This window comes from Xanthobacter sp. ZOL 2024, from assembly GCF_052932325.1.
On sequence record NZ_CM128808.1, the window covers coordinates 2,581,663 to 2,605,604 of the forward strand.

At 68.8% G+C, this 23,942-nt stretch carries 24 protein-coding genes and 1 tRNA gene; 8 read left to right on the forward strand and 17 right to left on the reverse strand.

The features are described 5' to 3' along the window. Window positions 1-85 precede the first annotated feature (85 nt). From ACU4E7_RS11850 to smc, 4 genes are all read right to left on the reverse strand, one after another. Window positions 86-313, reverse strand: coding sequence for a F0F1 ATP synthase subunit C (locus ACU4E7_RS11850; RefSeq protein WP_238119836.1), 228 nt, complete (start codon window positions 311-313; stop codon window positions 86-88). Window positions 314-394: 81 nt separating this feature from the next. Then, window positions 395-1,147, reverse strand: coding sequence for a F0F1 ATP synthase subunit A (locus tag ACU4E7_RS11855; RefSeq protein ID WP_238119837.1), 753 nt, complete (start codon window positions 1,145-1,147; stop codon window positions 395-397). A 200-nt stretch (window positions 1,148-1,347) separates the two neighbouring features. Then, window positions 1,348-1,785 (reverse strand): AtpZ/AtpI family protein, encoded by a 438-nt coding sequence (locus ACU4E7_RS11860; RefSeq protein WP_238119838.1) that lies wholly within the window; start codon window positions 1,783-1,785, stop codon window positions 1,348-1,350. 158 nt (window positions 1,786-1,943) lie between these two features. Continuing rightward, window positions 1,944-5,396 (reverse strand): chromosome segregation protein SMC, encoded by a 3,453-nt coding sequence (gene smc, locus ACU4E7_RS11865; protein WP_447018972.1) that lies wholly within the window; start codon window positions 5,394-5,396, stop codon window positions 1,944-1,946. Window positions 5,397-5,652: 256 nt separating this feature from the next. On the opposite strand from smc, the gene ACU4E7_RS11870 reads away from it, so the two are divergent. Together ACU4E7_RS11870 and ACU4E7_RS11875 are read left to right on the forward strand one after the other, a co-directional pair. After that, the gene (locus tag ACU4E7_RS11870) at window positions 5,653-6,609 is read left to right on the forward strand and encodes a thioredoxin family protein (RefSeq protein ID WP_238119840.1); all 957 of its coding nucleotides are present in this window, start codon (window positions 5,653-5,655) and stop codon (window positions 6,607-6,609) included. A gap of 10 nt (window positions 6,610-6,619) precedes the next feature. Then, entirely contained in the window at window positions 6,620-7,288 is a 669-nt protein-coding gene (locus ACU4E7_RS11875; RefSeq protein ID WP_238119841.1) for an LON peptidase substrate-binding domain-containing protein, read from the forward strand. A gap of 28 nt (window positions 7,289-7,316) precedes the next feature. On the opposite strand, the gene ACU4E7_RS11880 is transcribed toward ACU4E7_RS11875, so the two are convergent. Next, on the reverse strand, window positions 7,317-7,664 hold the full coding sequence (locus ACU4E7_RS11880; protein WP_238119842.1) for a DUF6476 family protein: 348 nt from the start codon (window positions 7,662-7,664) through the stop codon (window positions 7,317-7,319). A 41-nt stretch (window positions 7,665-7,705) separates the two neighbouring features. On the opposite strand from ACU4E7_RS11880, the gene ACU4E7_RS11885 reads away from it, so the two are divergent. Then, window positions 7,706-8,767 (forward strand): RluA family pseudouridine synthase, encoded by a 1,062-nt coding sequence (locus tag ACU4E7_RS11885; protein ID WP_447018973.1) that lies wholly within the window; start codon window positions 7,706-7,708, stop codon window positions 8,765-8,767. Between the two features lie 109 nt (window positions 8,768-8,876). After that, window positions 8,877-9,830: an RNA polymerase sigma factor RpoH gene (gene rpoH / locus ACU4E7_RS11890; protein WP_238119843.1), complete on the forward strand. Its 954-nt coding sequence runs from the start codon at window positions 8,877-8,879 to the stop codon at window positions 9,828-9,830. A 69-nt stretch (window positions 9,831-9,899) separates the two neighbouring features. Here the strand turns inward: rpoH and ACU4E7_RS11895 are convergent, their stop codons facing one another. The 5 genes from ACU4E7_RS11895 to ACU4E7_RS11915 all read right to left on the reverse strand — a co-directional run bounded on the left by ACU4E7_RS11895 (window position 9,900) and on the right by ACU4E7_RS11915 (window position 15,682). Continuing rightward, window positions 9,900-10,382 (reverse strand): DUF1178 family protein, encoded by a 483-nt coding sequence (locus ACU4E7_RS11895; protein ID WP_447018974.1) that lies wholly within the window; start codon window positions 10,380-10,382, stop codon window positions 9,900-9,902. Beyond that, a complete protein-coding gene (locus ACU4E7_RS11900) occupies window positions 10,382-11,263 on the reverse strand; it encodes a carbon-nitrogen hydrolase family protein (RefSeq protein WP_447018975.1) in 882 nt (293 codons plus the stop codon). The genes ACU4E7_RS11895 and ACU4E7_RS11900 overlap by 1 nt, the downstream gene beginning before the upstream one ends. A gap of 181 nt (window positions 11,264-11,444) precedes the next feature. After that, window positions 11,445-11,699 carry a glutaredoxin 3 gene (gene grxC / locus ACU4E7_RS11905; protein WP_447018976.1) on the reverse strand — a complete coding sequence of 85 codons (255 nt, stop codon included), beginning with the start codon at window positions 11,697-11,699 and terminating at the stop codon, window positions 11,445-11,447. 67 nt (window positions 11,700-11,766) lie between these two features. Continuing rightward, window positions 11,767-12,564 (reverse strand): ComF family protein, encoded by a 798-nt coding sequence (locus ACU4E7_RS11910; protein WP_447018977.1) that lies wholly within the window; start codon window positions 12,562-12,564, stop codon window positions 11,767-11,769. Between the two features lie 160 nt (window positions 12,565-12,724). Next, window positions 12,725-15,682 (reverse strand): heavy metal translocating P-type ATPase, encoded by a 2,958-nt coding sequence (locus tag ACU4E7_RS11915; protein ID WP_447018978.1) that lies wholly within the window; start codon window positions 15,680-15,682, stop codon window positions 12,725-12,727. 146 nt (window positions 15,683-15,828) lie between these two features. On the opposite strand from ACU4E7_RS11915, the gene ACU4E7_RS11920 reads away from it, so the two are divergent. Continuing rightward, window positions 15,829-16,104: a metal-sensitive transcriptional regulator gene (locus ACU4E7_RS11920; protein ID WP_238119849.1), complete on the forward strand. Its 276-nt coding sequence runs from the start codon at window positions 15,829-15,831 to the stop codon at window positions 16,102-16,104. Between the two features lie 128 nt (window positions 16,105-16,232). Here the strand turns inward: ACU4E7_RS11920 and ACU4E7_RS11925 are convergent, their stop codons facing one another. From ACU4E7_RS11925 to ACU4E7_RS11935, 3 genes are all read right to left on the reverse strand, one after another. Beyond that, entirely contained in the window at window positions 16,233-16,409 is a 177-nt protein-coding gene (locus tag ACU4E7_RS11925; RefSeq protein WP_238119850.1) for a hypothetical protein, read from the reverse strand. 218 nt (window positions 16,410-16,627) lie between these two features. Further along, window positions 16,628-17,104 (reverse strand): hypothetical protein, encoded by a 477-nt coding sequence (locus tag ACU4E7_RS11930; protein ID WP_447018979.1) that lies wholly within the window; start codon window positions 17,102-17,104, stop codon window positions 16,628-16,630. A 257-nt stretch (window positions 17,105-17,361) separates the two neighbouring features. Beyond that, window positions 17,362-18,111, reverse strand: a complete 750-nt coding sequence (locus tag ACU4E7_RS11935; RefSeq protein WP_447018980.1) for an SDR family oxidoreductase — start codon at window positions 18,109-18,111, stop codon at window positions 17,362-17,364. Between the two features lie 322 nt (window positions 18,112-18,433). On the opposite strand from ACU4E7_RS11935, the gene ACU4E7_RS11940 reads away from it, so the two are divergent. After that, window positions 18,434-19,018, forward strand: a complete 585-nt coding sequence (locus ACU4E7_RS11940) for a TetR/AcrR family transcriptional regulator (protein WP_447018981.1) — start codon at window positions 18,434-18,436, stop codon at window positions 19,016-19,018. Window positions 19,019-19,124: 106 nt separating this feature from the next. Here ACU4E7_RS11940 and ACU4E7_RS11945 read toward each other — a convergent pair. The 4 genes from ACU4E7_RS11945 to ACU4E7_RS11960 all read right to left on the reverse strand — a co-directional run bounded on the left by ACU4E7_RS11945 (window position 19,125) and on the right by ACU4E7_RS11960 (window position 22,376). Then, window positions 19,125-19,211 (reverse strand) — tRNA-Leu (locus ACU4E7_RS11945). 136 nt (window positions 19,212-19,347) lie between these two features. Beyond that, the gene (locus ACU4E7_RS11950; RefSeq protein WP_447018982.1) at window positions 19,348-20,118 is read right to left on the reverse strand and encodes an enoyl-CoA hydratase; all 771 of its coding nucleotides are present in this window, start codon (window positions 20,116-20,118) and stop codon (window positions 19,348-19,350) included. Window positions 20,119-20,226: 108 nt separating this feature from the next. Next, window positions 20,227-21,108 (reverse strand): bifunctional DNA-formamidopyrimidine glycosylase/DNA-(apurinic or apyrimidinic site) lyase, encoded by an 882-nt coding sequence (gene mutM / locus ACU4E7_RS11955; protein WP_238119855.1) that lies wholly within the window; start codon window positions 21,106-21,108, stop codon window positions 20,227-20,229. Between the two features lie 128 nt (window positions 21,109-21,236). Then, window positions 21,237-22,376 carry a DNA recombination protein RmuC gene (locus ACU4E7_RS11960; protein ID WP_447018983.1) on the reverse strand — a complete coding sequence of 380 codons (1,140 nt, stop codon included), beginning with the start codon at window positions 22,374-22,376 and terminating at the stop codon, window positions 21,237-21,239. Window positions 22,377-22,456: 80 nt separating this feature from the next. On the opposite strand from ACU4E7_RS11960, the gene def reads away from it, so the two are divergent. Continuing rightward, window positions 22,457-22,975: a peptide deformylase gene (def, locus tag ACU4E7_RS11965; RefSeq protein WP_238119857.1), complete on the forward strand. Its 519-nt coding sequence runs from the start codon at window positions 22,457-22,459 to the stop codon at window positions 22,973-22,975. Window positions 22,976-22,999: 24 nt separating this feature from the next. Then, the gene (fmt, locus tag ACU4E7_RS11970; protein ID WP_447018984.1) at window positions 23,000-23,923 is read left to right on the forward strand and encodes a methionyl-tRNA formyltransferase; all 924 of its coding nucleotides are present in this window, start codon (window positions 23,000-23,002) and stop codon (window positions 23,921-23,923) included. Window positions 23,924-23,942: the final 19 nt, after the last annotated feature.

Sequence of the window (23,942 nt, forward strand, 5' to 3'; positions counted from 1 at the left end):
CGGCTTCATCATGGCTCGCCCGCCTGACTTGAACTAGACCAAAGCCCCGCGCCCCGTGGCGCGAGGCTCCCTGCCCCTGCCTGAATCAGGCCACGAACAGCAGAACGAGCGCCACGACGAGCGAGAAGATGCCGAGACCTTCGGCGAGCGCCGCGCCGATGAAGGCCCGGGCGAACTGGCCATCGGCGGCCGACGGGTTGCGCAGCGCGCCGGACAGGAAGTTGCCGAAGATGTTACCGACGCCGACGCCGGCGAGACCCATACCGAGGCAGGCGAGGCCGGCACCGATGAACTTTCCAGCTTCCGCTTCCATTGGACTGCTCCTTGAGAAAACCGTTTGGATTGGTGAGACGGGTGAAACTTGAACGGATCAGCGCGTCACCGCGCCCGGCCGTCAGTGGCCGGGGTGGATGGCGTCGTTGAGGTAGATCGAGGTGAGCACCGCGAACACATAGGCCTGCAGCACCGCCACCAGCAGCTCGAGCGCGGTGAGCGCCACGATCATGAAGAACGGCAGCGTCGCGCCGAACCACCCGACCACGCCGGCCGAAGCCAGGCCCACCACGAAGAAGGCGAACACCTTCAGGGCGATATGGCCCGCCAGCATGTTGGCGAACAGACGCAGCGAGAGGCTGATGGGGCGGGAGAGGAAGGAGATGACCTCGATCACCACCAGGAACGGCAGCAGGAAGGCCGGCACGCCCGACGGCACGAACAGGTGCAGGAAGTGCGAGCCGTGCTTCAGGAAGCCGTAGACGATGACCGTGCCGATCACCAGCAGCGCCAGGGCGGCGGTGACGATCAGGTGTGCGGTCACCGTGAAGGTGTAGGGGATGAGGCCGACGATGTTCGCCACCAGCACGAAGGTGAACAGCGAGAACACGAAGGGAAAGAAGACCATGCCTTCGTTGCCCGCCGAATCGCGCACCATCTTGGCGATGAATTCGTACCCCATCTCCGCCACCGACTGCGCCCGGCCCGGCACCAGCGTGCGGCCGCGGGTGGCATAGGTGAGGAAGAAGAAGACGATGGCCACGATGGCGAACATGAAGATCGCGGAGTTCGTGAACGAGAACTGCACGCCGCTGACATTCAGCAGGTCCGCAAAGCGCTTGATCTGGAATTGATGGATCGGATCGACGGTCATCCGAAACGCGCCCCCTGCCATGCGGCGCTGACGCCGCGGTCAATGCATTGCGGCCGAGGCCGCGCCAAACTGAGCGGCCGGAGCCGCGTGAAACTCGTGCGGCCGGAGCCGCGTGAAGCTGATGCGGCCGAAGCCGCCAGGAAACCTTCTGGCCCGAAGGCCCAAATGCCGTGCCGCCACAGCGCTGCCGCGCGGCGGCGTCAGTTCCCGGTCTGGCCGTCGCGACCCTTGGCGGGCGGCGCCGAAGCCGTTCCGGGAGACGCGCGCTTGGGGCCTTCGCCGGCGGCACGCATCATGTTCAGCACCCCGGCGCCGAAGCCCACCAGGGTGAAGACGATCAGCCCCCAGGGCGTGATCGCCAGCAATCGGTCCAAACCGTAGCCGAGGAGCGCCCCCACCAGCACGCCCGACACGAACTCCGCGCCCAGGCGGAAGGCGAGAGCGACGCCCGACCGGGAGGAGGTGTCACCGGCGGGCCGTGCGGCCGCGGGTGCTGCTCCCTTGGATCGAGCCTGGCTCAACGACGAGTTGAGCTGCTCCAGCCGAGCGCCGAGCTCGGAATCGGTCGGCCGGGGTGCCTGCGTCGCGTCCGCGGCCCGGTGGCGCTCTCCTTCTGGAGAATGTTCAGGCTCGGACATGGCACAGACCTCGGCTCTGGAGCAGGACACAGGCCCTACCCCATGAAACCGGGGCGCACCATAGTTGTGTCAAAATTGGGTGTCAAGGCGGAGGTGATTTTACTTAAGTCTATGAAATAAAATCGAAAAAATGTGGCTGCGACAACGTGGAATGGGGGCTATCCCGCCTCGCGCATGCGCTCGGCTCCCTGAAGGTCAACGGACACCAGTCGCGAGATACCGCGTTCGGCCATGGTGACGCCGAACAACCGGTTCTGGTGCGCCATGGTGATGGGGTTGTGGGTGATGGTGAGGAAACGGGTGTCGGTGCGCCGCGTCATCTCCTCCAGCATCAGGCAAAAGCGCTCCACATTGGCGTCGTCGAGGGGCGCGTCCACCTCGTCCAGCACGCAGATGGGGGCCGGGTTGGTGAGGAACACGGCGAAGATCAGCGCCATGGCGGTCAGCGCCTGCTCGCCGCCGGACAGCAGGGAGAGGGTCTGCGGCTTCTTGCCCGGAGGGCGGGCGATGATGTCGAGGCCGGCTTCCAGCGGGTCCTCGGCGTCGGTCAGCACCAGATCCGCCTCGCCACCGCCGAACAGGGTGTCGAACAGCGATTTGAAGTGCGCGTTCACCACCACGAAGGAGGCCTGAAGCCGTTCGCGCGCCTCGCGATTGAGGCTCTGGATGGCGCCGCGCAGGCGCTTGATGGCCTCGATCAGGTCGTCCCGTTCGGTGACGAGGCCGGTGTGGCGGGCGTCCGCCTCCTCCAGTTCCACGTCGGCGCGCAGATTCACCGCCCCAAGCCGGTCCCGGTCGCGCTTGGCCCGGTCCAACACGGCCTCGATTGCGGCGACATCCGGCAGCGCGCCGTCGTCCCCTAGACCGGCCTGCTCGCGGGCGGTCTGCGGGGGGCCGTCGAGGGCCTCGAGTATCTCGCGCTGCAGGTCGTCGCGGCGCTGGCGGGCGGCCTCCAGGCGGGCTTCGGCGCGGGCGGCTTCGGCGCGGGAGTTGGACATGGCCTCGATCGCCGCACGGGCGGCCTTGTCGGCGGCGGCCTGGGCCGCCTCGCCTTCGGCCAGGCGGTCGGCGGCGGTGCGGCGGGCGGCCTCGGCCTCTTCCAGGCCGGTCATCAGGGCGCGGCGTTGGCGGATCAGTTCGGACGGGGCATCCTCAATGTCGGCGAGCTCGGCATGGGCTTCCTCGGCGCGTGCCTCGATGGCGGCGAGGCGCTCCCCGGCGCCGCCGGCCCGCTGCTGCCACGAGCGGCGCTCCCCGGCGATCGCCTCCAACCGCTTGATGCGCTGGGCCGAATCGCGACGTAAAGCCTCCGCCGCGGCGCGCGCTTCCGCCAGTGCGGCGCGGCGCTCGCCGGTCTCAGCGCGGGCGCGGGAGAGCTCGGCTTCCAGGATTTGCGGGGTGTCCAGGGCGGCGAGGCTCGCCTGGGCTTCGGCCAGGTGTTCCTCCGCTTCTTCCCGCACCGCCGCCAGGCGGGTGCGGGCTTCGGCGATGGCGGCGAGGCGCGCCATGTGCTGGGCCGCTTTGCGCTCGGCGGCGTCCAGCACCGAACGGGCGGTTTCGGCGGCGCGCTGGGCGGTGCGGCGGGCCTCGCGGGCCTGGGTTTCTGCAGCGCCGGCGACCCTGAGGCCGGCTTCCCGCTCCGCCAGGGTGGCCCGCATTTCCTCAACGACCGCAAGTGCTTGCTCGGCCTCTTCGGCGAGATCGGCGAGCCGGTTGCGCTCCGCCAGGCGACGGGCGGCGGCGGTGGGGGCGTCGGCGGCGGCGACCATGCCGTCCCAGCGCCACAGGTCGCCGGCGCGGGAAACGAGGCGCTGGCCGGGCTTGAGCTCGCGGGCGATGCGCGGGCCGTCTTGCGCCGCAACGATCCCCACCTGGGCCAGGCGCCGGGCCAGGGCCGGGGCGCCGGAAACGTGCGCCGCCAAAGGTTCGGCGCCCAAGGGCAGCAGCGGATCGGCGGGGAGCGAGGCGCTGCCGGCCCAGCGGGCGGGGGCGGCGGGGTCCACTGGCAGATCGAGGTCGTCGCCGAGGGCGGCGCCCAGCGCGGTCTCATAGCCCTTGTCCACCGTGAGGAGGTCGACGACGGGCGGGAAGCGGTGGTCGGAGGCCTGCAGAAGCTTGGTGAGGGTGCGCACCTCGGCGTCGAGGCGGCCGAACCGCTTCTCGGCTTCCCCCATGGCCGGGCGCAGCTCCTCCACCGCGCGGCGGGCAGCGGCATGCTCGGCCTCGGCGGCAAGGGTCGCCTCCTCCGCCTCGGCCAGGGTCTCCCGGGCGATCTCCGCCTCGAGCCGCACCCGCTCCAGACTGTCGGTGCCGGCCTCCCGCTTCAGGCGGCCTTCCTCGGCCTCCACCGAGGCGCGCTCGGCGGCGTTGCGCAGCAGCCGGTCGCGGATCTCGCGCACGCTCTGGTCAAGGCTGGAGCGGCGGGCGCCGAGATCGGCGAAATGGGCGGTCTTCTCCTCCAGGAGGCGCTCGGCGTCCTCCAGCAGAGCGGCGGCTTCCTCGCGCCGCTCGGTGGCAATCGCCTCGTCCTCGGCGGCGTTCTCCTGCTCGGCCAGCAGGGTGTCCGCCTCGGCATCGAGCCGCGCCAATACGCCTTCGGCATCGGCGGAGAGGGCGCGCTCGCGCTCCAGGTCCTGGGCCAGCTGCACCAGGCGGCGCTCCAGCTCCTGGCGGCGGGCGGCGAGGCGGGCCTCTTCCTTGTCCAGCTCATTGCGGGCGAGGGTGAGGCGCTGCAGGGTCGCGGCGGCTTCCGCTTCCGCCTGCCGCAAGGGCGGCAAAGCATGGGCTGCCAGCGCCTGGAGCCGGGCCGATTCGGCCTGCACCCGGGTGAGCTCGGCATCGTCGCGCTGGGAGGCGGCGAGGGCCTGCTCGGCCTCCGCCAGGGCCCTGGTGACGTCGCCCCAGCGCAGCCACAGCAAGGTGGCCTCGCAGCGCCGGATGTCGGCGGCCAGCGCCTTGTAGCGGGTGGTCTGGCGCGACTGGCGGCGCAGGCTCTCCACCTGGGCGGCCATCTGGATGATGACATCCTCCACCCGGGCGAGATTCTGCTCGGCCCCCTTCAGCCGGATTTCCGCCTCGTGGCGGCGGGCGTGCAGGCCGGCGACGCCGGCGGCTTCCTCCAGGATGCGGCGGCGGGCGTTGGGCTTGGCGCCGACGATCTCGCCGATCTGCCCCTGGCGCACCAGTGCCGGCGAGCGCGAGCCGGTGGAGGCATCGGCGAACAGCAGATGGACGTCGCGCGCACGCACGTCGCGACCATTGATGCGGTAGGCGGAGCCGGAGCCGCGCTCGATTCGCCGCACCACCTCCAGCTGTTCCCACTCGTTGAAGGCGGCGGGGGCGGTGCGATCGGCATTGTCGAGGTGCAGCGCCACCTCGGCGGTGTTCCGCGAGGGCCGGCCGGTGGTGCCGGAGAAGATGACGTCGTCCATGTCCTGGGCGCGCATGGCCTTATGGGAGCTTTCCCCCATCACCCAGCGCAGCGCTTCCACCAGGTTCGACTTGCCACAGCCGTTCGGTCCCACCACCCCTGTCAGGCCGGGTTCGATGACGAGTTCGGTGGGCTCGACGAAGGTCTTGAAGCCGACGAGCCGGAGGCGGTCGAACTTCATGCCCGTCGCGCGCCGGCGCGTCTCCTGAGACAGATCATGGAACGGATCATGGCAAGAGGTGTGCCAGTGGCGGCGGCTTCCGTCAAATGGTGGCAAGACGAAGGCATCGCCGCCGGGTTTGCGGGGCGGACGCCTTACGCTGGCGCGGGGAAAAGGGTAGAAGGCACGGACAACGATTGCATGCGGCGGGCAGGGCCCCATCTATGGGGGCGAAGCTGGGCCGCGCGGCCACGGGCAGGGATCGAGGAACCGACATATGCTGTTCAATCAGCCGGGCGCCGCGGGCGTCCCTCTGGGCAATGGGGCGGCGGGCCAGGCCGCGGCCGCGCCGAGTGGCGACATCATCGACGTCACCACCGAGAGCTTCATGACGGACGTCATGGAGGAATCCAAGCGCCGCCCGGTGCTGGTGGATTTCTGGGCGCCCTGGTGCGGGCCGTGCAAGAGCCTCGGCCCGGTGCTGGAAAAGGTGGTGGCCGCGGCCAAGGGCAAGGTGCGCCTCGCCAAGCTGAACATTGACGACCATCCGGTCATTCCCGGTAAGCTCGGCATCCAGTCGGTGCCCACGGTCTATGCCTTCGTCGGCGGCCAGCCGGTGGACGGCTTCATGGGCGCGCTGCCGGAGAGCCAGGTGAAGGGTTTCGTGGACCGGCTGCTGGCCGGCGCCGGCGGCGCCGCCGCGGGTCCCGATCTCGGCGAGATGCTGGCCATGGGCGAGGCGGCGCTGGCGGAAAAGAACCTGACCGGCGCGGCGGAAGTGTTCGCCGCAGTGCTGGGCCAGGATCCCGAGAACCTGCCGGCCCTGTCGGGCCTCGTGCGCAGCCAGGTGGCGGCGGGCGCGCTGGAGCAGGCGAAGGCCATTCTCGCCTCGGTGCCGGCCGAGAAGCAGAACGATCCGGCCATCTCCGCCGCGCGGGCGGCGGTGGACCTGGCCGAGCAGGCGGCGGCCCTGGGCGATCTCGCCACCCTGGAAGCCAAGGTGGACGTGGACCCGGCCGATCATCAGTCCCGCTTCGATCTGGCCCTCGCCCTCAATGGCCGGGGCCGGCGCGAGGAGGCGCTCATCCACCTGCTCGACATCGTCAAGCGCGACCGCGCCTGGAACGAGGATGCCGCCCGCAAGCAGCTGCTGCAATTCTTCGAGGCCTGGGGGCCGGCCGATCCGCTGACCCTCAAGGGGCGCAAGAAACTGTCGGCGATCATGTTCGCCTGAGGAAAGATCTGTGGCGTCCAACAAGACCTATCTGACACCGGCGGATCTGCCGCCGGTGATTCCCGTGTTTCCGCTGACCGGGGCGCTGCTGCTGCCGCGCGCCGAGCTGCCGCTCAACATCTTCGAGCCCCGCTATCTCGCCATGGTGGATGCCGTGCTGGCTGGACCGCGCCTGATCGGCATGGTGCAGCCGGACGAGACCCTGCCCTCGGTGCCGCAGGGGCCGGGCCTGTACAAGGTGGGCTGCATCGGGCGGCTGACCGAGTTCAGCGAGACCGGTGACGGGCGCTATCACATCAGCCTCACCGGTATCTGCCGGTTCCGCATCGCTGAGGAGCTGGTGGTGACCACCCCCTATCGGCAGGTGCAGATCGACCCCGGCGCCTTCACCCAGGACTTCCAGCCGGCGGGCGAGAAGGAGGTGGACCGCTCCGCGCTGCTCGATGCGCTGGCCGCCTTCCTCGACGCCAACAAGCTGGAAGCCGATTGGGAAGGCATCCGCGAGGCGGGCACCGAGACGCTGGTCAACGCCCTGTCGGTGATGTCGCCTTACGGCTCGCTGGAAAAGCAGGCCCTGCTGGAGGCGGAGACGCTGAAGGCGCGGGCCGACATGCTGGTGGCCATCACCCAGATGATGCTGGCGCGCATGCCGGGCGACGGCGAAGGCTCGCTGCAATAGGCCGGAGAGCGGGCGGGGCGCGCCCCGCTCACGGCTCCACGGCGAAGCGCAGCTTGCCGGCGGGCGCCAGGGTGCGCAGATCGAAGGTGCGGATTTCGGTGGCGCCATTCACATCCAGCACCACCACCACCACATCGCCGGAGACGGTGGTGGAAGCGATCTTGGCACCCTTGGGCAACAAAGCGGTGACCTCGCCGGTGGCCAAGGGCGCGGTGCGCATCATGCGATAGCCGATCACGCCCAGCACGGCGGCCACCCCCAGCACCATCACCAGGATGGAGATGCTGGAGAAGCGGCGGAACTTGGCGAGCACCCGCTCCTGATCCGGCGTCAGAGGCTGGTCGGTGGTGTCGGACGGGGGCGGCTGGTGGAACATGGCGCACCTGGTGCTGACGGACGAAGGAGACGGACACGATTATGACGGCCCGGGACAGCGCTGACGACAGCCTCGAGGAGAGTTCTGCCGAAGAGCCTATGCTCACTTTGGCGGCGGCGCCGGAGGATGCCGGCGCACGGCTCGACCGCGTGCTGGCCCGCCTTGCCCCGGATCTCAGCCGCACCCGCATCCAGCGCCTGGTGGGCGAAGGGCGGGTGCTGCTCGGCGGGCGTGTGGTAGGCGACGCAGCGACACGGGTCAATGCCGGCGACGTCTTTACCGTGCTGCTGCCGGCGCCCGAGCCGGCCGAGCCGGTGGCGGAAGACCTGCCCCTCAATGTGGCTTATGAGGATGACCACCTCATCGTCATCGACAAGCCGGCTGGCCTAGTGGTGCACCCCGCGCCCGGCCATGCCACCGGCACGCTGGTGAATGCGCTGCTGTATCACTGCGGCGACAGCCTCTCGGGCATCGGCGGGGTGAAGCGCCCCGGCATCGTGCACCGTATCGACAAGGACACCTCCGGCCTGCTGGTGGTGGCGAAGTCCGACAAGGCGCACCAGGGCCTGGCCGCCCAGTTCGCCGACCATGGCCGCACCGGCCCGCTGGAACGGGCCTATCTGGCCTTCGTGTGGGGCGTGCCCGAGCTGCGGGGCACGGTGGATGCGCCCATCGACCGGCATGCGACCCATCGCCAGAAGATGGCGGTGCGCGCCAGTGGGCGGCACGCCATCACCCATTGGCACGTGCTGGAGACCTATGCGGGCAGCGACGGCACGCCGGTGGCGAGCCTTCTGGAATGCCGGCTGGAGACCGGGCGCACCCATCAGATCCGCGTCCATATGGCACATGTGGGCCATCCGCTGATGGGGGACGAGGTCTATGGCCTCGGCTTCCGCACCAAGGCGTCGCGGCTGGCGCCGGAGGCGCGCGAGCTGCTGGCCGGGCTCGGTCGGCAGGCGCTGCACGCGGCGCGGCTGGGGTTTGCCCATCCTGTGACGGGGGAACACCTCTCGTTTGAGAGCGAGCTGCCGGAGGACCTCGCGGCGCTCAGGGCCGCGCTTCAGCTGCTGCAGCGCACTCGCGGCGACGTGAGGGGATGAAACCTATTCCACCGGTCTTGTGTTCTGTATGATGATGAGTTGCGGCGGGCATCAGGCAGCCGCATGCGGTCGCCCGGATCGGGGGCTGCTGGAACAGGAGGCGTCATCCATGGCCCAGGCCAAGAGCATGCCCATTCCCTCTGCAGAGGGCGGGCTGACGCGGTATCTCGAGGAAATCCGCCGGTTCCCCATGCTGGAGCCGCAGCAGGAATACATGCTTGCCAAGAGCTGGCGCGAGCACGGCGACCGGGACGCCGCCCACCAGCTGGTGACGAGCCATTTGCGCCTGGTGGCGAAGATCGCCATGGGCTATCGCGGCTATGGCCTGCCCATTTCCGAAGTCATCTCCGAAGGCAATGTGGGCCTCATGCAGGCGGTGAAAAGGTTCGAGCCCGAGAAGGGCTTCCGCCTCGCCACCTATGCCATGTGGTGGATCCGCGCCTCGATTCAAGAATATATCCTGCGGTCGTGGAGCCTCGTGAAGATGGGCACCACGGCGGCGCAGAAGAAGCTGTTCTTCAACCTGCGCAAGGCCAAAAGCCAGATCTCCGCCCTTGAGGACGGAGATCTCAGGCCCGATCAGGTGCAGCAGATCGCCACCAAGCTCGGCGTCTCCGAGCAGGACGTGGTGGACATGAACCGGCGCCTGTCCGGCGACGCCTCCCTCAACGCCCCCATCCGCGAGGATGCGGACGGCGGTGGCGAGTGGCAGGACTGGCTGGTGGACGAGCGCCTCGACCAGGAGGAGCAACTCGCCGAAAGCGAGGAGCTGGACAACCGGCGCACCGCGCTGGCCGGCGCCCTCTCGGTGCTGAACGAGCGCGAGCGCCGCATCTTCGAGGCGCGCCGCTTGTCGGAAGACCCCATCACCCTGGAGGAGCTGGCGGCCGAGTTCGGTGTGTCCCGCGAGCGGGTGCGGCAGATCGAGGTGCGCGCCTTCGAGAAGGTGCAGAAGGCGGTGATGGAGCGCATGCGCCAGACCGAAGGCGAGCCGCCGGCGCTGCCCGGCGGCAAGGCGGAGGGCGGCCGCTCCGGCAAGCCCGCCGCGGCTGCGGCGCTCTGAGGCGCACCATGCCGCGGTGGGGCTAACGCAGGTCGTTCTGCGCCAGGGGGCCGGCGCGCGTCTGGTCGCTCAGTTGCGGTCTTCGGGCAGGAGCGGCAGGGGGAAGACTTCGATGTCGTCCTCGTGCAGGGCCTTCACCTCATCGGCGCTGGCTTCCCCATAGATGGCGCGGTGCTCCACCTCGCCCTCGTGCATCTTGCGGGCGAGATCGGCGAACTCGGTGCCCACATAATCCGAGGTCTTCACCACATGCTCGCGGAGCTTGCGCATGAGGCTGCGCAGCTCCGCCTCCGGCTGGGACATGACGGGCAGCGGCGTCTCCGGAGCCGGGGCCTCGGCCAGCGGCGCGGGGGCCGGTTCGGTCGGCACGGATGCGCGCGGGCGGTCGGTGCGGGCGACGGAAGGGGCCATGATGGCCTTGTCCACGGCGCTCGATCCGCAGTCCGGGCAGGTCACGAACCCCCGCTCGCGCTGGCTCTCATAGCTGGAGGAGGAGGGGAACCAGCTCTCGAACCGGTGCCCCGCCGCGCATTGCAGGGTGTAGCGGATCATCACACGCCCCCGACCACGTGCAGCCGGCCCACCGGCACGCTCTCCGCCACCTCGAACCGCCGGCCGTTGGTGAGGGAGGGGATGCGGGCGCGGGCGGAGGCCACTTCCTTCAAGTCGATTTCCGCCAGCACCACGCCGGGATCGGTGCCGCCCTCGGCGATGACGCGGCCCCACGGGTCCACCACCAGGGAGTGGCCATAGGTCTCGCGGCCGTTCTCATGCTTGCCGCCCTGGGCGGCGGCCAGCACATAGGCGCCGTTCTCGATGGCGCGGGCGCGCAGCAGCACATGCCAATGGGCTTCGCCGGTGGGGCGGGTGAAGGCGGCCGGCACCGTCAGCACCTTGGCGCCGGCTTCCGCCAGCGCGCGATAGAGCGAGGGGAAGCGCAGGTCGTAGCAGATGGTGAGGCCGAACGGGATCTGGTCCACCTCCGCCGCCACCGCCCGCTCGCCGGGACGGTAGGCGCTGGATTCGCGGTAGCTCTCGCCATTGCCGAGATCCACGTCGAACATGTGGATCTTGTCGTAGCGAGCGGTGATGTCGCCCTCCGGGTCGATCAGGAAGCCGCGGTTGACCGCCTTGGCCTCGGCCACCTTGAGGGCGAGGGAGCCGATGTGCAGGTGGATGGACAGGTCCCGGGCCAGCTCGCGCAGGGCCGCGAGGGTCTCGTCGTCCGCCTCCTCCTTCAACTGCTCGAACAGGCGGGGCCGCTCCAGCTCCATGATGTTGGTGGTCTCGGGGGTCTGCACATAGCGCGCGCCCTCGCGCGCCGCCTCGCGGATCAGCGCGGCGGCGGCATCGCGATTGGCGGCGACGTCTCGGCCACTCCGCATCTGAACGAGGCCGATGCGCAGGGCCTGGGCGGTTTCAGGAGAGGTCATTCAGCATCTCTCATCTCGGGCGGGCCACCGGCGGCGGTGATGTGAACCGCGCGCGATGCCCTGTCTTTCCAGAGATAGAGAGCGCCGGCGCCATTTGCAGGGGGAGCGAGGCAATTGCCCGCTCCTTCACCGGCATTTTATGCGCAGCGGCGCGGGCTGTCACAGCCCACAGCGGCGTCGCTCAGGCCGCCAGCGCGTCCAGCCGGCCCTCGCGGTCGAGGGCGTAGAGGTCGTCGCAGCCGCCCACATGGGTGTCGCCGATGAAGATCTGGGGCACGGTGGTACGGCCATTGGCCTTGCGGGACATCTCCTGCTGGCCTTCCGGATCGGTGGTCACGTCCACCTCGGTGAAGGTCCAGCCTTTGCGCCGCAGCAATTCCTTGGCGGAATGGCAATAGGGGCACCAGCTCTTGGTGTAGATGACGATGGGCTTCATGGGGCGTCACAGAAAGGGGCTGCGCGACGGCGGGAGCACCGTCACGAAAGTGACGTATCATAAGGCTTCAGCCGAAGTCGACAACCCGCGCGAAGGTGAGCGCGTCCACATGGGCGGCGCCCGCCCGGCGCAGGGCGCGGGCGCAGGCATCGAGGGTGGCGCCAGTGGTGGCGACGTCATCCACCAGCAGCACCCGCTGTCCCGGCAGCACCGATGCTGCATCGCCGCACGATGCAAAGGCACTGGCGACGTTGGCGTGGCGTTCGGTGCGGCTGAGGCGCGTCTGTGACGTCGTGACGCGTCGGCGTCGCAGCAGGTCGGTCCGCACCTTCACGCTTTCCGCCGGTGCCAGCCGCCGCGCCAGCAGCGCCGCCTGATTGAAGCGCCGCCGCCACAGCCGCAGCGGATGCAGCGGCACCGGCACGATGATGTCGGCCTCGGCGATCAGCTCCCGCCCGGCCTGGGCCATCAGCCGCGCCATAGGGCCGGCCAGCTCCAGGCGGTCGGCATATTTGAGATTGTGGACCATGCCGCGGGCCACATCGGTGAATTCCACCGCCGCCCGCGCCCGGTCGAAGGCGGGGGGATCGGCCAGGGCCGCGGCGCTGATCAGCGGCGCGCCGGGCCGGGTGGGGTCGGGCAGGGCATCGGCCATCGGCACGCCGGTGCGCTCGCAATAGGGGCGGGTGATGAAGGCCAGGCCGCTCCAGCACGGGCCGCACAGGCCGCCGGCCTCGCCCACCACGGTGCCGCAGGCGCTGCAGGTGGGCGGCAGCGCGAAGCCGAGCACGCCTCGGCCGAGCCCCGCGCCCCAGCCCTTCACATGCAACCCCGCCGCCTTCAGGCGGCCCGCGACGCCCGCCATCTCCCGCTCCCCACAACCGCCTGAGGGCCATGATCGCGCCGCCGCCGGCGAAGTAAAGCCGGCAGCGGGGCTTCGACCTTCGGCCGGAGCCTGTCGGGTCCGCTCAGGCGCCGCGCGGCCTCGAGCGAAAGGCCCTGAGGCAAGCTCAGGGCCTTCGGTCCTATTCTGGCCGCCAAGTGCGCAGCAGCAAGGCGTTGGTGATCACGCTCACCGACGACAGGGCCATGGCCGCCGCCGCCACCATGGGCGACAGCAGCAGCCCGATGACCGGGTAGAGGATGCCCGCCGCGATGGGCACGCCGGCCGCATTGTAGATGAAGGCGAACAACAGGTTGCGGCGGATGTTGGCCATGGTGGCCTTGGAGAGGGAACGGGCATGGGAGATGCCGGCGAGATCCCCCTTCAACAGGGTGATGCCGGCGCTCTCCATGGCGATGTCGGTGCCGGTGCCCATGGCGATGCCCACGTCGGCCACCGCCAGAGCGGGGGCGTCGTTGACGCCATCGCCAGCCATGGCCACCACATGGCCTTCCTTGCGCAGGCGCTCCACCACCTCGGCCTTATGGTCGGGCAGCACCTCGGCTTCCACCTCGTCGATGCCGAGGCGCTTGGCCACCGCCAGAGCGGTGGTGCGATTGTCGCCGGTGAGCATCACCACCCGCACGCCATCGCGGGTGAGCCGCTTCAGCGCCGCGTCGGTGGTGTCCTTGATGGGATCGGCGATGGCGATGACGCCGGCCGCGTGGCCGTCCACCGCCACCAGGGCCGCGGTGGCGCCCTCCTTCTGGTAGCGCTCGGCAGCGGCGGTGAGGTGATCGGTGTGGATATTGTGCTCGCCGAGGAAGGCGGCATGGCCCACCACCACCTGGTGCCCGTCCACCAGGCCGACGATGCCCTTGCCGGCCGGGCTTTCCACCTGGGAGGGCTCGGAGAGGGGAAGCTCGCGGGCCTTGGCCTCGGCCAGCATGGCGGTGGCGAGGGGGTGCTCGCTGGAGCGCTCCAGGCTGGCGGCGAGGCGCAGCACATCCGCTTCATTGGCGCCGCGCAGGGGATGCACGGCCACCACCTTGGGCTTGCCCACGGTGAGGGTACCGGTCTTGTCCACCACCACCACGTCCACCTTTTCCATGCGCTCCAGCGCCTCGGCATTTTTCACCAGAACGCCGAGCTGGGCGCCGCGCCCGACGCCCACCATGATGGACATGGGAGTGGCAAGGCCGAGGGCGCAGGGGCAGGCGATGATGAGCACGGAGACGCCGGCCATGAGCGCGAAGGTGAGGCTCGGTTCCGGCCCCACCGCCAGCCACACGGCGAAGGCCACCGCGGCGGCGGCCACCACCGCCGGCACGAACCAGCCGGAAACCTGATCGGCCAGGCGCTGGATGGGCGCGCGGGAGCGCTGGGCTTGGGCCACCATCTGCACGATCTGGGAGAGCACGGTGTCGCGGCCCACCTTGTCGGCGCGCATCACGAACACGCCGGCGGAATTCACCGTGCCGCCGATGACCCGTTCGCCCGCCTCCTTGGTGACCGGCATGGATTCGCCGGTGACGAGGCTTTCATCCACCACCGCGCGGCCCTCGGTCACGAGGCCATCCACCGGCACCTTCTCGCCCGGGCGCACCCGCAGCATGTTGCCGGGGGCCACCAGCTCCAGGGCGATCTCCTCGTCGGAGCCATCGGCGGCGATGCGCAAGGCGGTCTTGGGGGCGAGGGAGAGCAGCGCCTTGATGGCGCCGGAGGTCTGGTCGCGGGCGCGCAATTCCAGCACCTGGCCGAGCGCCACCAGCACGGTGATGACCGCCGCCGCCTCGAAATAGACCGGCACCGCCCCATCATGGGTCTGGAAGGTGGTGGGGAACAGGCCGGGCAGGAAGGTGGCCACCAGCGAATAGACATAGGCCACGCTGGTGCCCATGCCGATGAGGGTGAACATGTTGAAATGCCGGCTCTTCAGCGAAAGCACGGCGCGTTCCAGGAAGGGCCAGCCCACCCACAGCACCACCGGGGTCGCCAGCAGGAACTGCACATAATTGGAGATCTGCTGCGGCAGCAGGTGCAGGCCGGCCAGATGCTGGCCCATCTCCAGCACGAACACCGGCAGGGTGAGGACAAGGCCGATCCAGAACCGGCGCGTCATGTCCTTCAGCTCATGGTTGGGGCCCTCGTCGAGGGTCACCAGCTCCGGCTCCAGCGCCATGCCGCAAATGGGGCAGATGCCCGGGCCGATCTGCCGGATCTCGGGATCCATGGGGCAGGTATAGATGGTGCCTTCGGGCACTTCGGCGGGCGGCGGCGCCGCCTTCTCGCCGGTATAGACGCCGGGGTCCGCCTTGAACTTGGTCTCGCAGGCGGAGGAGCAGAAGAAATAGGTCTTGCCGGAATGGCGGGCGGCATATTTCGCGCGGCCCGGCTCCACGCTCATGCCGCACACGGGGTCGATCACCGGCGCGAGATACTGCTCGGGGTTGGCCTCGAACTTGGTCTTGCAGCCGTTGCAGCAGAAATAGAAGGTCTTGCCGTTATAGGTGGCGGTGGGCTTGGCCGCCTCGGGGGAGGTGTCCACGTCCATGCCGCAGACGGGATCTTTGGCCTTGGCGGGGGCGCTGGCGGCGGCGTGGTCGTGCCCTCCGTGCGCACCGTGAGCGCCGCCGCAGCAGGCGCCGGCCGGCTCGGACATGTCCGGCTCAGCCTTGGCGAGATACTGCTCGGGGTTGGCTTCGAACTTGGTCTTGCAGCCGTTGCAGCAGAAATAGAAGGTCTTGCCGTTGTAGGTCGCGGTGGGCTTGGCCGCCTCGGGAGAGGTGTCGACATCCATGCCGCAGACGGGATCTTTGGCCTTGGCTGCGGGCACCGCATGGTTGTGCCCCGCATGTGCGTCATGGGTGCCGCCGCAGCAGGCGCCGGCGGGCTCAGCCTTGGCGAGATACTGCTCGGGGTTGGCTTCGAACTTGGTCTCGCAGCCCTTGCAGCAGAAATAGAAGGTCTTGCCGTTATAGCTGGCGGTGGGCTTGCCCGCCTCGGGGGAGGTGTCCACGTCCATGCCGCACACCGGGTCCTTGGCCGTGGCGCGGGCCGGGGTGTTCTGCGAGGGATGCGAGGGATGATCCTGGGCCATGCGGCGCCCTTTCGGCCTGCAGTCGGGCTTGAGCCTCCACTCCTTCGGCCCCCTCGGCCTTGAGCTGGCTCACGCCCGGAAGAATTCCAAACCCCTGGGGGGTATCTGGCTTGTTAAATATACCCATGGGGGGTATATGACAAGCCATGCGCAGTCCGACGAAGGAACAAGTCCTCAAGCGCCTGAGCCGTATCGAAGGCCAGGTGCGTGGCCTCTCCCGCATGGTGGAGGAGGATCGCTACTGCATTGATGTGATCACCCAGATTTCCGCCGTGCGCGCGGCCCTGAAGCGGGCGGAGCAGGAGGTGCTGCGCGATCACGTGGCGCACTGCGTGGAGCACGCGATCCGCTCGGGCGATGCGGAAGACCAGCGGCGCAAGGTGGCCGAGCTGATGGATGTGATCGTCCGCAGCGAGCGCTGAACGCGGCGCCGGTGCCGCGCCATCCTTCGATACCCGCGCAAAAAACGCCCGGAGACGGGCGGCCGGCTCCGGGCGTTGGTTTCCTGTCGATCGTGATGTGACCATGCGGCAGTTGATCTGCCGCGCCGTCACGACATGGTCACGACAATCAGGGCAATGAACATCAGGAAGGTGGAGGCGAGGCCGATGGTCCACAGGATGGCGGGGCCGATGGCCAGCCAGCCGACCACGAACGCGGCCACGACGACAATGAAAACAAGAAGGGCAAACAAGGGGTTGCCGCGAGCGGCTGTGGCTTCCGCCATGAGCTGTGTTCCTTTCCGGAAGGCAAGGTGAAGGCCATCAGGGGCGTCATCGGGCCATCGCCGGCGGAAGGTATGGCGTTCGTCCGCGTCGTCAATCTCCGGAGGCACCGCACGCTTGCGGCAGCGTGTCGCGCAGGCGCGGCTGGCGGGAGGCGGCCCATGGGCCGGCGCTTGCGCCACGGCTCGGCGCCCCGATGCGGCCGCGCCTTCGGCCGTTGTCACGTGGCGCGTCGGAACAGCGAAACCATCTGAGCCGCCACGCCGATGAGAAAGAGCGCGAGCACGGTGCCTTGAGCGCCAAGGACAAGCGGCGCGGCCGGGCTCGCCGCCCAGGGATGACCGTCCGGCACGCGGGTCAGAGTTTCGGTGACCGTGGGCACCATCAAAAGCAGGACCGAAAAGCTGAGGCTGAAGGTTTGCAGGGCGCTCAGGAGCCGTCCCGGGCTTTCGAGCCGTGAGATGCCGTAGCCAACGGCCAGCGCCAGCAGCGTCAGCGTCGCGATCGCGGAACTGACCGGGGCCTTGGCGACGGCATAGGCGCTGAGCGCCCCGATGGTCATCGCGACGAGGTAGCCGCTCCCAGCGCGGGACTGCGGCACGATCCGCCCGTGGCGCGCAAGCATCCAGGCTGCGAGGGGAATGGCCGGCAGGCTGCCGAGGGTGTGAACCCAGCCGATGGGGGAAATGCCGAACATCTGTCTGTCCTTGACCTTGGACCGGGGCGCACATGCGCCTCTTGTCCGAATGCCAATCTACCTATCAGAAGGTAGGTATCACAGCAAGCCCGCCGACACGTCGTCGGCGGACCTGAGGCCTGCGCGATCTGGGGTCTGCGCGATCTGGGGTCTGCGCTGCCCGCACGGCCGCCTGCCCCGGGCTGGCCAGGCGGAAAGCTAGCGCATAAGCGGCGGGGGAGCGTGCCCCGGGAACCGGGAACGACGATCCCGGGTGATCAGGCGGGGTTCATCGCGGAAAAGATCTCCGCATAGGTGCCGTCGCGTTCGGCCCATCGGCGCGCGCGATCCCGTTCCAGCAGCAACTCACCTTGCGGGTGGTCGCCGCGGCAGAGCATGGCCAGGACTTCGGCCACATAGGCTTCCGGGGGCATGGCACGGGGGTCTTGCGCCTGCGCGGGCCCCGTCAGCCCGGTCCGCACATAGGGCGGCGAGAGCTCAAGCACCTCCACGGGCACGTCGCGCAACTGGTGGCGCAGGGACACCAGCCAGGAATGCAGGAAGGCTTTTGTGGCGCAATAGGTCGGGAAATCGGCGCGCGGAACGAAAGCCAGAGCCGAACCGGTTGCCATGATCGTCGCATGGGGCTGCGCCTTGATGATCGGCAGCACCGCAGCGGTCACCCGGAGAACCCCCAGGATGTTGGTCTCGACCATCGCCTCGGCCGTCCTTGCCGTCCAGCTGTCGGAGCGCAGGTCCTCCGGGCGGGAGATGCCGGCGTTGGCGATCAGGACATTGAGGGTCGGGAACCTGTCGCGCAGTTGCTCCGCCAGGGCGGCGACGGATCTTGGGTCGTCCAGGTCGAGGTGCAGGCCGGTGATGCCGGGACGTTCGGCCGCGATCGCCTCAAGCAAAGTGGTCTGGCGCCCGGTCACGATGACGCGGTTGCCGAGATCGTGGAACGCTTCCGCCAGCGCACGGCCGATCCCGCTGCTGCCACCGGTGATGAGAAGGGTGTTGCCGGTCATCTTCATGGATGAAACCTTTCCAAAGCTGCTTCAGGAAAGGCTGCGGCATAGCTGTCCGCCGGAGCATGCCCTCGACGCCCGACCTTGCGGTCGTCGTGATGGAACCGTCCGGGCGATAAGGAGGCAACCTGCCACGCGCCTTTGACATCGAGTTCTCCCGGCTGGGACCCTCTCGACCAAGGACGCGTTGGATGACGGTAACGCCTACGACACCCCCGTTGCCGGGGCTGTGCGCGGAAGGTGGCGATGATGGCGCCAGATATCAAGCTGAAATGGCATCGCGCAGCTTGAACGTCGACCCATCAGAAGGTAGCTGCGGTCCATGAGCGACAGCATCCCGACCCAGGACCAGATCCTCGCCTGCGCGCAATCGCTGATCGAACGCGGGGGATACAACGGCTTCAGCTATGCCGACATTGCCGCCACGGTCGGCATCCGCAAGGCCAGCATCCATTATCATTTCCCGGCCAAGGCCGACCTGGTGCGGGTGCTGGTCGAGGGGTATCGCAAAGCCGCCGAAGCCAGCGCCGGCGCGTTCGCCGCCAGCGGAATGGGGCCGGTGGAGCAGTTGCGCGCCTACACGGACTACTGGGCGAAGTGCATCCAGGAGGGGGCGAGGCCCTATTGCCTGTGTGCCATGCTCGCCAGCGAGCTGCCCGTCCTGCCCCTCGAAGTTGCCGCCGAGGTCCGCAAGTATTTCACCGTCCTCTCGGGATGGCTGGAGACGACGCTAGCCCAGGGTGCTGCAAGCGGCGTGTTGCGACTGTTGGATACGCCGAAGATCGAAGCGGAAGTCCTCATGGCGACAGTCCACGGCGCCATGCTCTCCGCCCGCGCCGAGGGCGATGCCCGGGTATTCGAAATTGTCACCGACGCCTGGCTCAGGAGGCTTTCGGATCAAGGCTGACACCTCTGCCGACGGTCCCCTCAGCCACCTTGGACCGCATTGGGCCAAAGAGTTCAGCGGTTACAATGATGTTGGGGAGTTTTTGGCACCACCCTAGAAGGGTAGATGGTGCCCAGGAGAGGACTCGAACCTCCACGGCCGTTAAGCCACTGGCACCTGAAGCCAGCGCGTCTACCAATTCCGCCACCTGGGCCCGGACGACGCAGCGCGCCGTCGGGAGCGACACCACTAAGGAGGAGGCGGGGGCTTGTCAATCGCGCCTCCAGCCCGTTGCTGCAGAAAATGAATTGTCCACAGGTCCCTGCGCGCAGGGACCTGTGGAGCCGGGCTCAGTCGTGGAACTTCGCCGGCCGCTTCTCGATGAAGGCGGTCATGCCTTCCTTCTGCGCCGGCACCGCGAACAGCGCCTGGAACACCCGGCGCTCGAAGCGGACGCCTTCGGCGAGGGTGGTCTCATAGGCGCGGTTGACGCTCTCCTTGGTCTGCATGGCGACGGTGATCGACATGTCGGCGATGGTCTTCGCCACCTTCAGGGCCTCGTCCACCAGCTCGGCGGCCGGCACGATCCGCGACACGAGGCCGGCCCGCTCCGCCTCCTGCGCATCCATGAAGCGGCCGGTCAGGCACATTTCCATGGCCTTGGACTTGCCGACGAAGCGGGTGAGCCGCTGGGTGCCGCCGGCGCCGGGCATGACGCCCAGTTTGATCTCGGGCTGGCCGAACTTGGCAGTGTCGGCGGCGAGGATGAAATCGCACATCATCGCCAGCTCGCAGCCGCCGCCCAGGGCGAAGCCGGCCACCGCCGCGATCACCGGCTTGCGCGCGCGCGACACGCGCTCCCACGAGGTGATGAAATCGCTGTCGTAGCTCTCGGGATAGGTGAGGTCGTGCATCTCCTTGATGTCGGCCCCGGCCGCGAACGCCTTTTCCGAACCGGTGATCACGATGCAGCCGATCCCCTTGTCGGCCTCGAACGCATCCAGCGCCGCGTTGATCTCGCTGATGATCTGCCCGTTGAGGGCGTTGAGCGCCTTCGGCCGGTTGAGCCGGATCAGCCCCACCCGCTCGTGGGTTTCCACCAGGATCGTTTCGTATGCCATCCCAATGCCTCCTCGTCGCCGCCTGATCCTCAGGCGGTCCATGTGTCGTTTCCACTTAAGACCCGGCTGCTCTAACCCGACTTGGCCGTTTCGCAAATGGCCAAGGCTTCAACGCTGGCAGTGCGGGCAGAAGAAGGTGGAGCGACCACCCTGCACGATGCGCTGGACCGTGCCCTTGCAGTGCAGGGTGGGGCAGGGCTTCCCCTCGCGGTCGTAGACGCGGAAATTGTGCTGGAAATAGCCGAGCGCCCCATCCACCTGGCGGTGGTCGCGCAGGGAGGAGCCGCCGGCCTGGATGGCCTCGCGCAGGACGTCGCGGATGGCGGTGACCAGCCGCTCGGCCCGCAGATTGGGGCTGCCATCGCGATTGGCCAGGGTGTGGGCGGCGCGACGCGGCGAGAGCCCGGCCCGGTGCAGAGCCTCGCACACATAGATGTTGCCGAGCCCGGCCACCAGCTTCTGATCCAGCAGCGCCGATTTCAGGCAGGTGTTGCGATGGGCGCACGCGTGGGCGAGGTAGGCGGCATTGAAGCTGTTGCCCAACGGCTCGGGCCCAAGGCCCTGCAGCAGCGGGTGGGTGTCGAGCCGGTCATAGGGCACGATCAGGATCGCCCCGAACCGGCGCGGATCGTTATAGGTGACGGTGGCGCCGCCGGCGAGGTGCAGCACCACGTGGTCATGGGCGCCGCCGGCCGCCTTGGGATGGTGGAACAGGCCCGGCTGGCCCTTCACGCGAGCGCCATCGATGCGGATGGAGCCGGACATGCCCAGGTGTAGCAGCATGACCTCGCCGCCGGAGAGGTCCGCCAACAGGTATTTGGCGCGCCGCCCCACCGCCTCCACGCGCCGGCCGGCGAGGCGCTCCGCGAAATTCTCGGGCAGCGGCCAGCGCAGATCCGGCCGTCGGGCCTCGGCACTCTCGATGACGGCGCCCTGCAACACGGGCAAGAGGCCGCGGCGGACTGTCTCCACCTCGGGCAGTTCAGGCATTCGTCTTTGGCTCAGCCACGCAGCGCGGGCGCTCAGATTCGGTCACGGCAACCCAGAATTACGCTACGGCCGGCTTCGCGCAAGATGGGGGCTCTTGCGGAACGGGCGCCGCGGAGGAGGGAGAGGTATCAGCGGGGCGGATCGGTGGCGTCGAACTCCAGACTCTCCAGGCGGATGCCCCGTTTGGCGATCTTGTCGGCGGAGATGAGCACCTTCGCCACGTCGTCGCCGACCTGGCCGAAATGGCGCGACAATTCGCCGACCCGTTCGCGCAGGCGGGCCACGTCCGCCACCAGCGCTCCCACCTCGGCGCGGATGCGGTCGGCCTCGGCGCGCATGCGCGCATCCTTGGCGATGGCCTGCACCAATTGCACCGCCAGCATGAGGAGAGAGGGGGAGACGAGGACGATCCGGGCGCGGAAGGCGGCCTGAATCACGGCGTCGAAATGCTCGTGGATCTCCGCATAGACCGATTCGGAGGGCACAAAGATCAAGGCGATGTCCTGGGTCTCCCCGGGCACCAGATAACGCTCCGCCACATCGGTCACATGCTTCATCAGGTCGGCCTTGAGCCGCGCCGCCGCCGCCTTGCGGGCCTCGATGGTGGGGGCCTCGCGGAACAGGGTCACCGATTCCAGGGGGAATTTGGCGTCGATCAGCAGCGGCCGCGGATCCCCGGGCAGGAAGATGGCGCAATCGGGCCGCCGGCCGCTGCTCAAGGTATATTGGAAGGCGTAGGCCTCCTTGGGCAGGCCGTCGGCGATGAGCGCTTCCATGCGGGCCTGGCCGAAGGCGCCGCGGGCCTGCTTGTTGGCGAGCGTGTCGCGCAGGGACACCACCTGGGCCGACAGCTCCGACAGGCTGCGCTCGGCGGTCTCCACCATCACCAGGCGCTCGGCGATGCGGGTGAGGCTCTCATGGGTGGCCCGGGCCGCCTGGGTCATGCTCTGGCCAAGGCGGAAAGAGGTGGCGTCGAGCCGCTCGGACACCGCCCGCGCCAGCTCGCTCTGGCGCTGGGACAAGACCTCCGCCAGGCTCTGCACCCGCCCGGCGGTTTCGCTCTGCCCGTGCGCCAGCTCGCGCATGCGCCGGTCCATCTCTTCCGCCCGCAGCACTTCGGCCTGGAGCAGTTCCGCCTGCAGGGCGCGAACGGAAGCGCCCCGCCACAGGCTCAGGGCCAGCAGCACCAGCACCGCCGCGCCCAGCGCCACGAGCGCGGCGCCCAGGGTGATGGCCGTGCCGCCAAGGGTGAAAAGCACATCGGACATGGGTCTGCATTACGCGATTCGATATCAGAACAAAATATGAACATATTGACCGCGGCCGCGCTATCGCTTATTTCCCTGGAATGACCACGCGACCCATCCTCATCATTCCCGACCATCAACTGCGGACCACATCGGCCCCCGTGGGCAAGATCGATTCCGAGATTCGCAAGCTGGTGGAGGATATGTTCGAGACCATGTACGACGCGCCGGGCATCGGCCTCGCGGCGATCCAGGTGGGCGTGCAGAAGCGGGTCATCACCATCGACGTGGCCCGTGAGGGCGAGGACAAGAAGCCGATCGCCTTGATCAATCCGGAGATCATCGCCGCCTCCGACGAGACCTCGGTCTATAGCGAGGGCTGTCTTTCCATCCCCGATTATTACGAGGAGGTGGAGCGTCCGGCCCGGGTGGCGGTGCGGTTTCAGGATCTGGACGGCGCGGTTCGGGAGGTGGAGGCGGAGGGCCTGTTCGCCACCTGCGTGCAGCACGAGATCGACCATCTCAATGGCGTGCTCTTCATCGACCATATCTCGAAGCTGAAGCGCGATCGGGTCATCAAGAAATTCACCAAGGCGGCGCGGCACACGGCCGCGATCTGACCGCCGCTGGCCCCGGATCATTCCATGCGCATCGTCTTCATGGGCACGCCGGATTTCGCCGTGCCCACCCTTACCGAACTCGTCGGGCGGGGCCACGAGGTGGTGGCCGTCTACACGCGGGAGCCGGCGCCGGCCGGGCGCCGCGGGCTCGATCTCACGCCCTCGCCGGTGCATCAGGTGGCGGTGCGCCTGGGCCTGCCGGTGCTCACCCCCAAGACCCTGCGCAGCGAGGCGGCGGCCGAGACCTTCCGCGCCCATGAGGCCGATGTGGCCGTGGTGGTGGCCTATGGCATGATCCTGCCGGCGGCCATCCTGGCGGCGCCGCGCCTGGGCTGCGTCAATCTGCATGGCTCGCTGCTGCCGCGCTGGCGCGGTGCGGCGCCGATCCAGCGCGCCATCATGGCCGGCGATGCGGAGACCGGCGTGGCGGTGATGCGGATGGAGGAGGGGCTGGATACCGGGCCGGTGGGTCTGGTGGAGCGCATCGCCATCACACCCGAGATGACCGCCGGCGACCTGCATGATCGCATGATGGTTCTCGGCGCGGATCTGATGGCCCGGGCCCTGGCTGCGCTGGAGCGCGGCGGTCTCGTCTTCACCCCGCAGCCGGCCGATGGGGTGACCTATGCGGCCAAGATCGGCAAGGGTGAGACGCGCATCGACTGGTCGCGCCCCGCATCGGAGGTGCACGACCATATCCGTGGGCTGGCGCCGTTCCCCGGCGCTTGGTTCCCGCTCGGTGCGGCGGAAGCGCGGGTCAAGGTGCTGCGGTCCGCCATACACGCCGGTGCTGGCGCGCCGGGCGAGGTGTTGGATGACCGGCTCACCATTGCCTGCGGGAGCGGCGCGGTGCGGCTCGGCGAGCTGCAGAAGGCGGGCAAGCAGCCCATGTCGGCGGACGTGTTCCTGCGCGGCAATGCCGTGCCGGTGGGGAGCCGGCTCGCCTAAGGGCGGGCCTCGCCGCCGC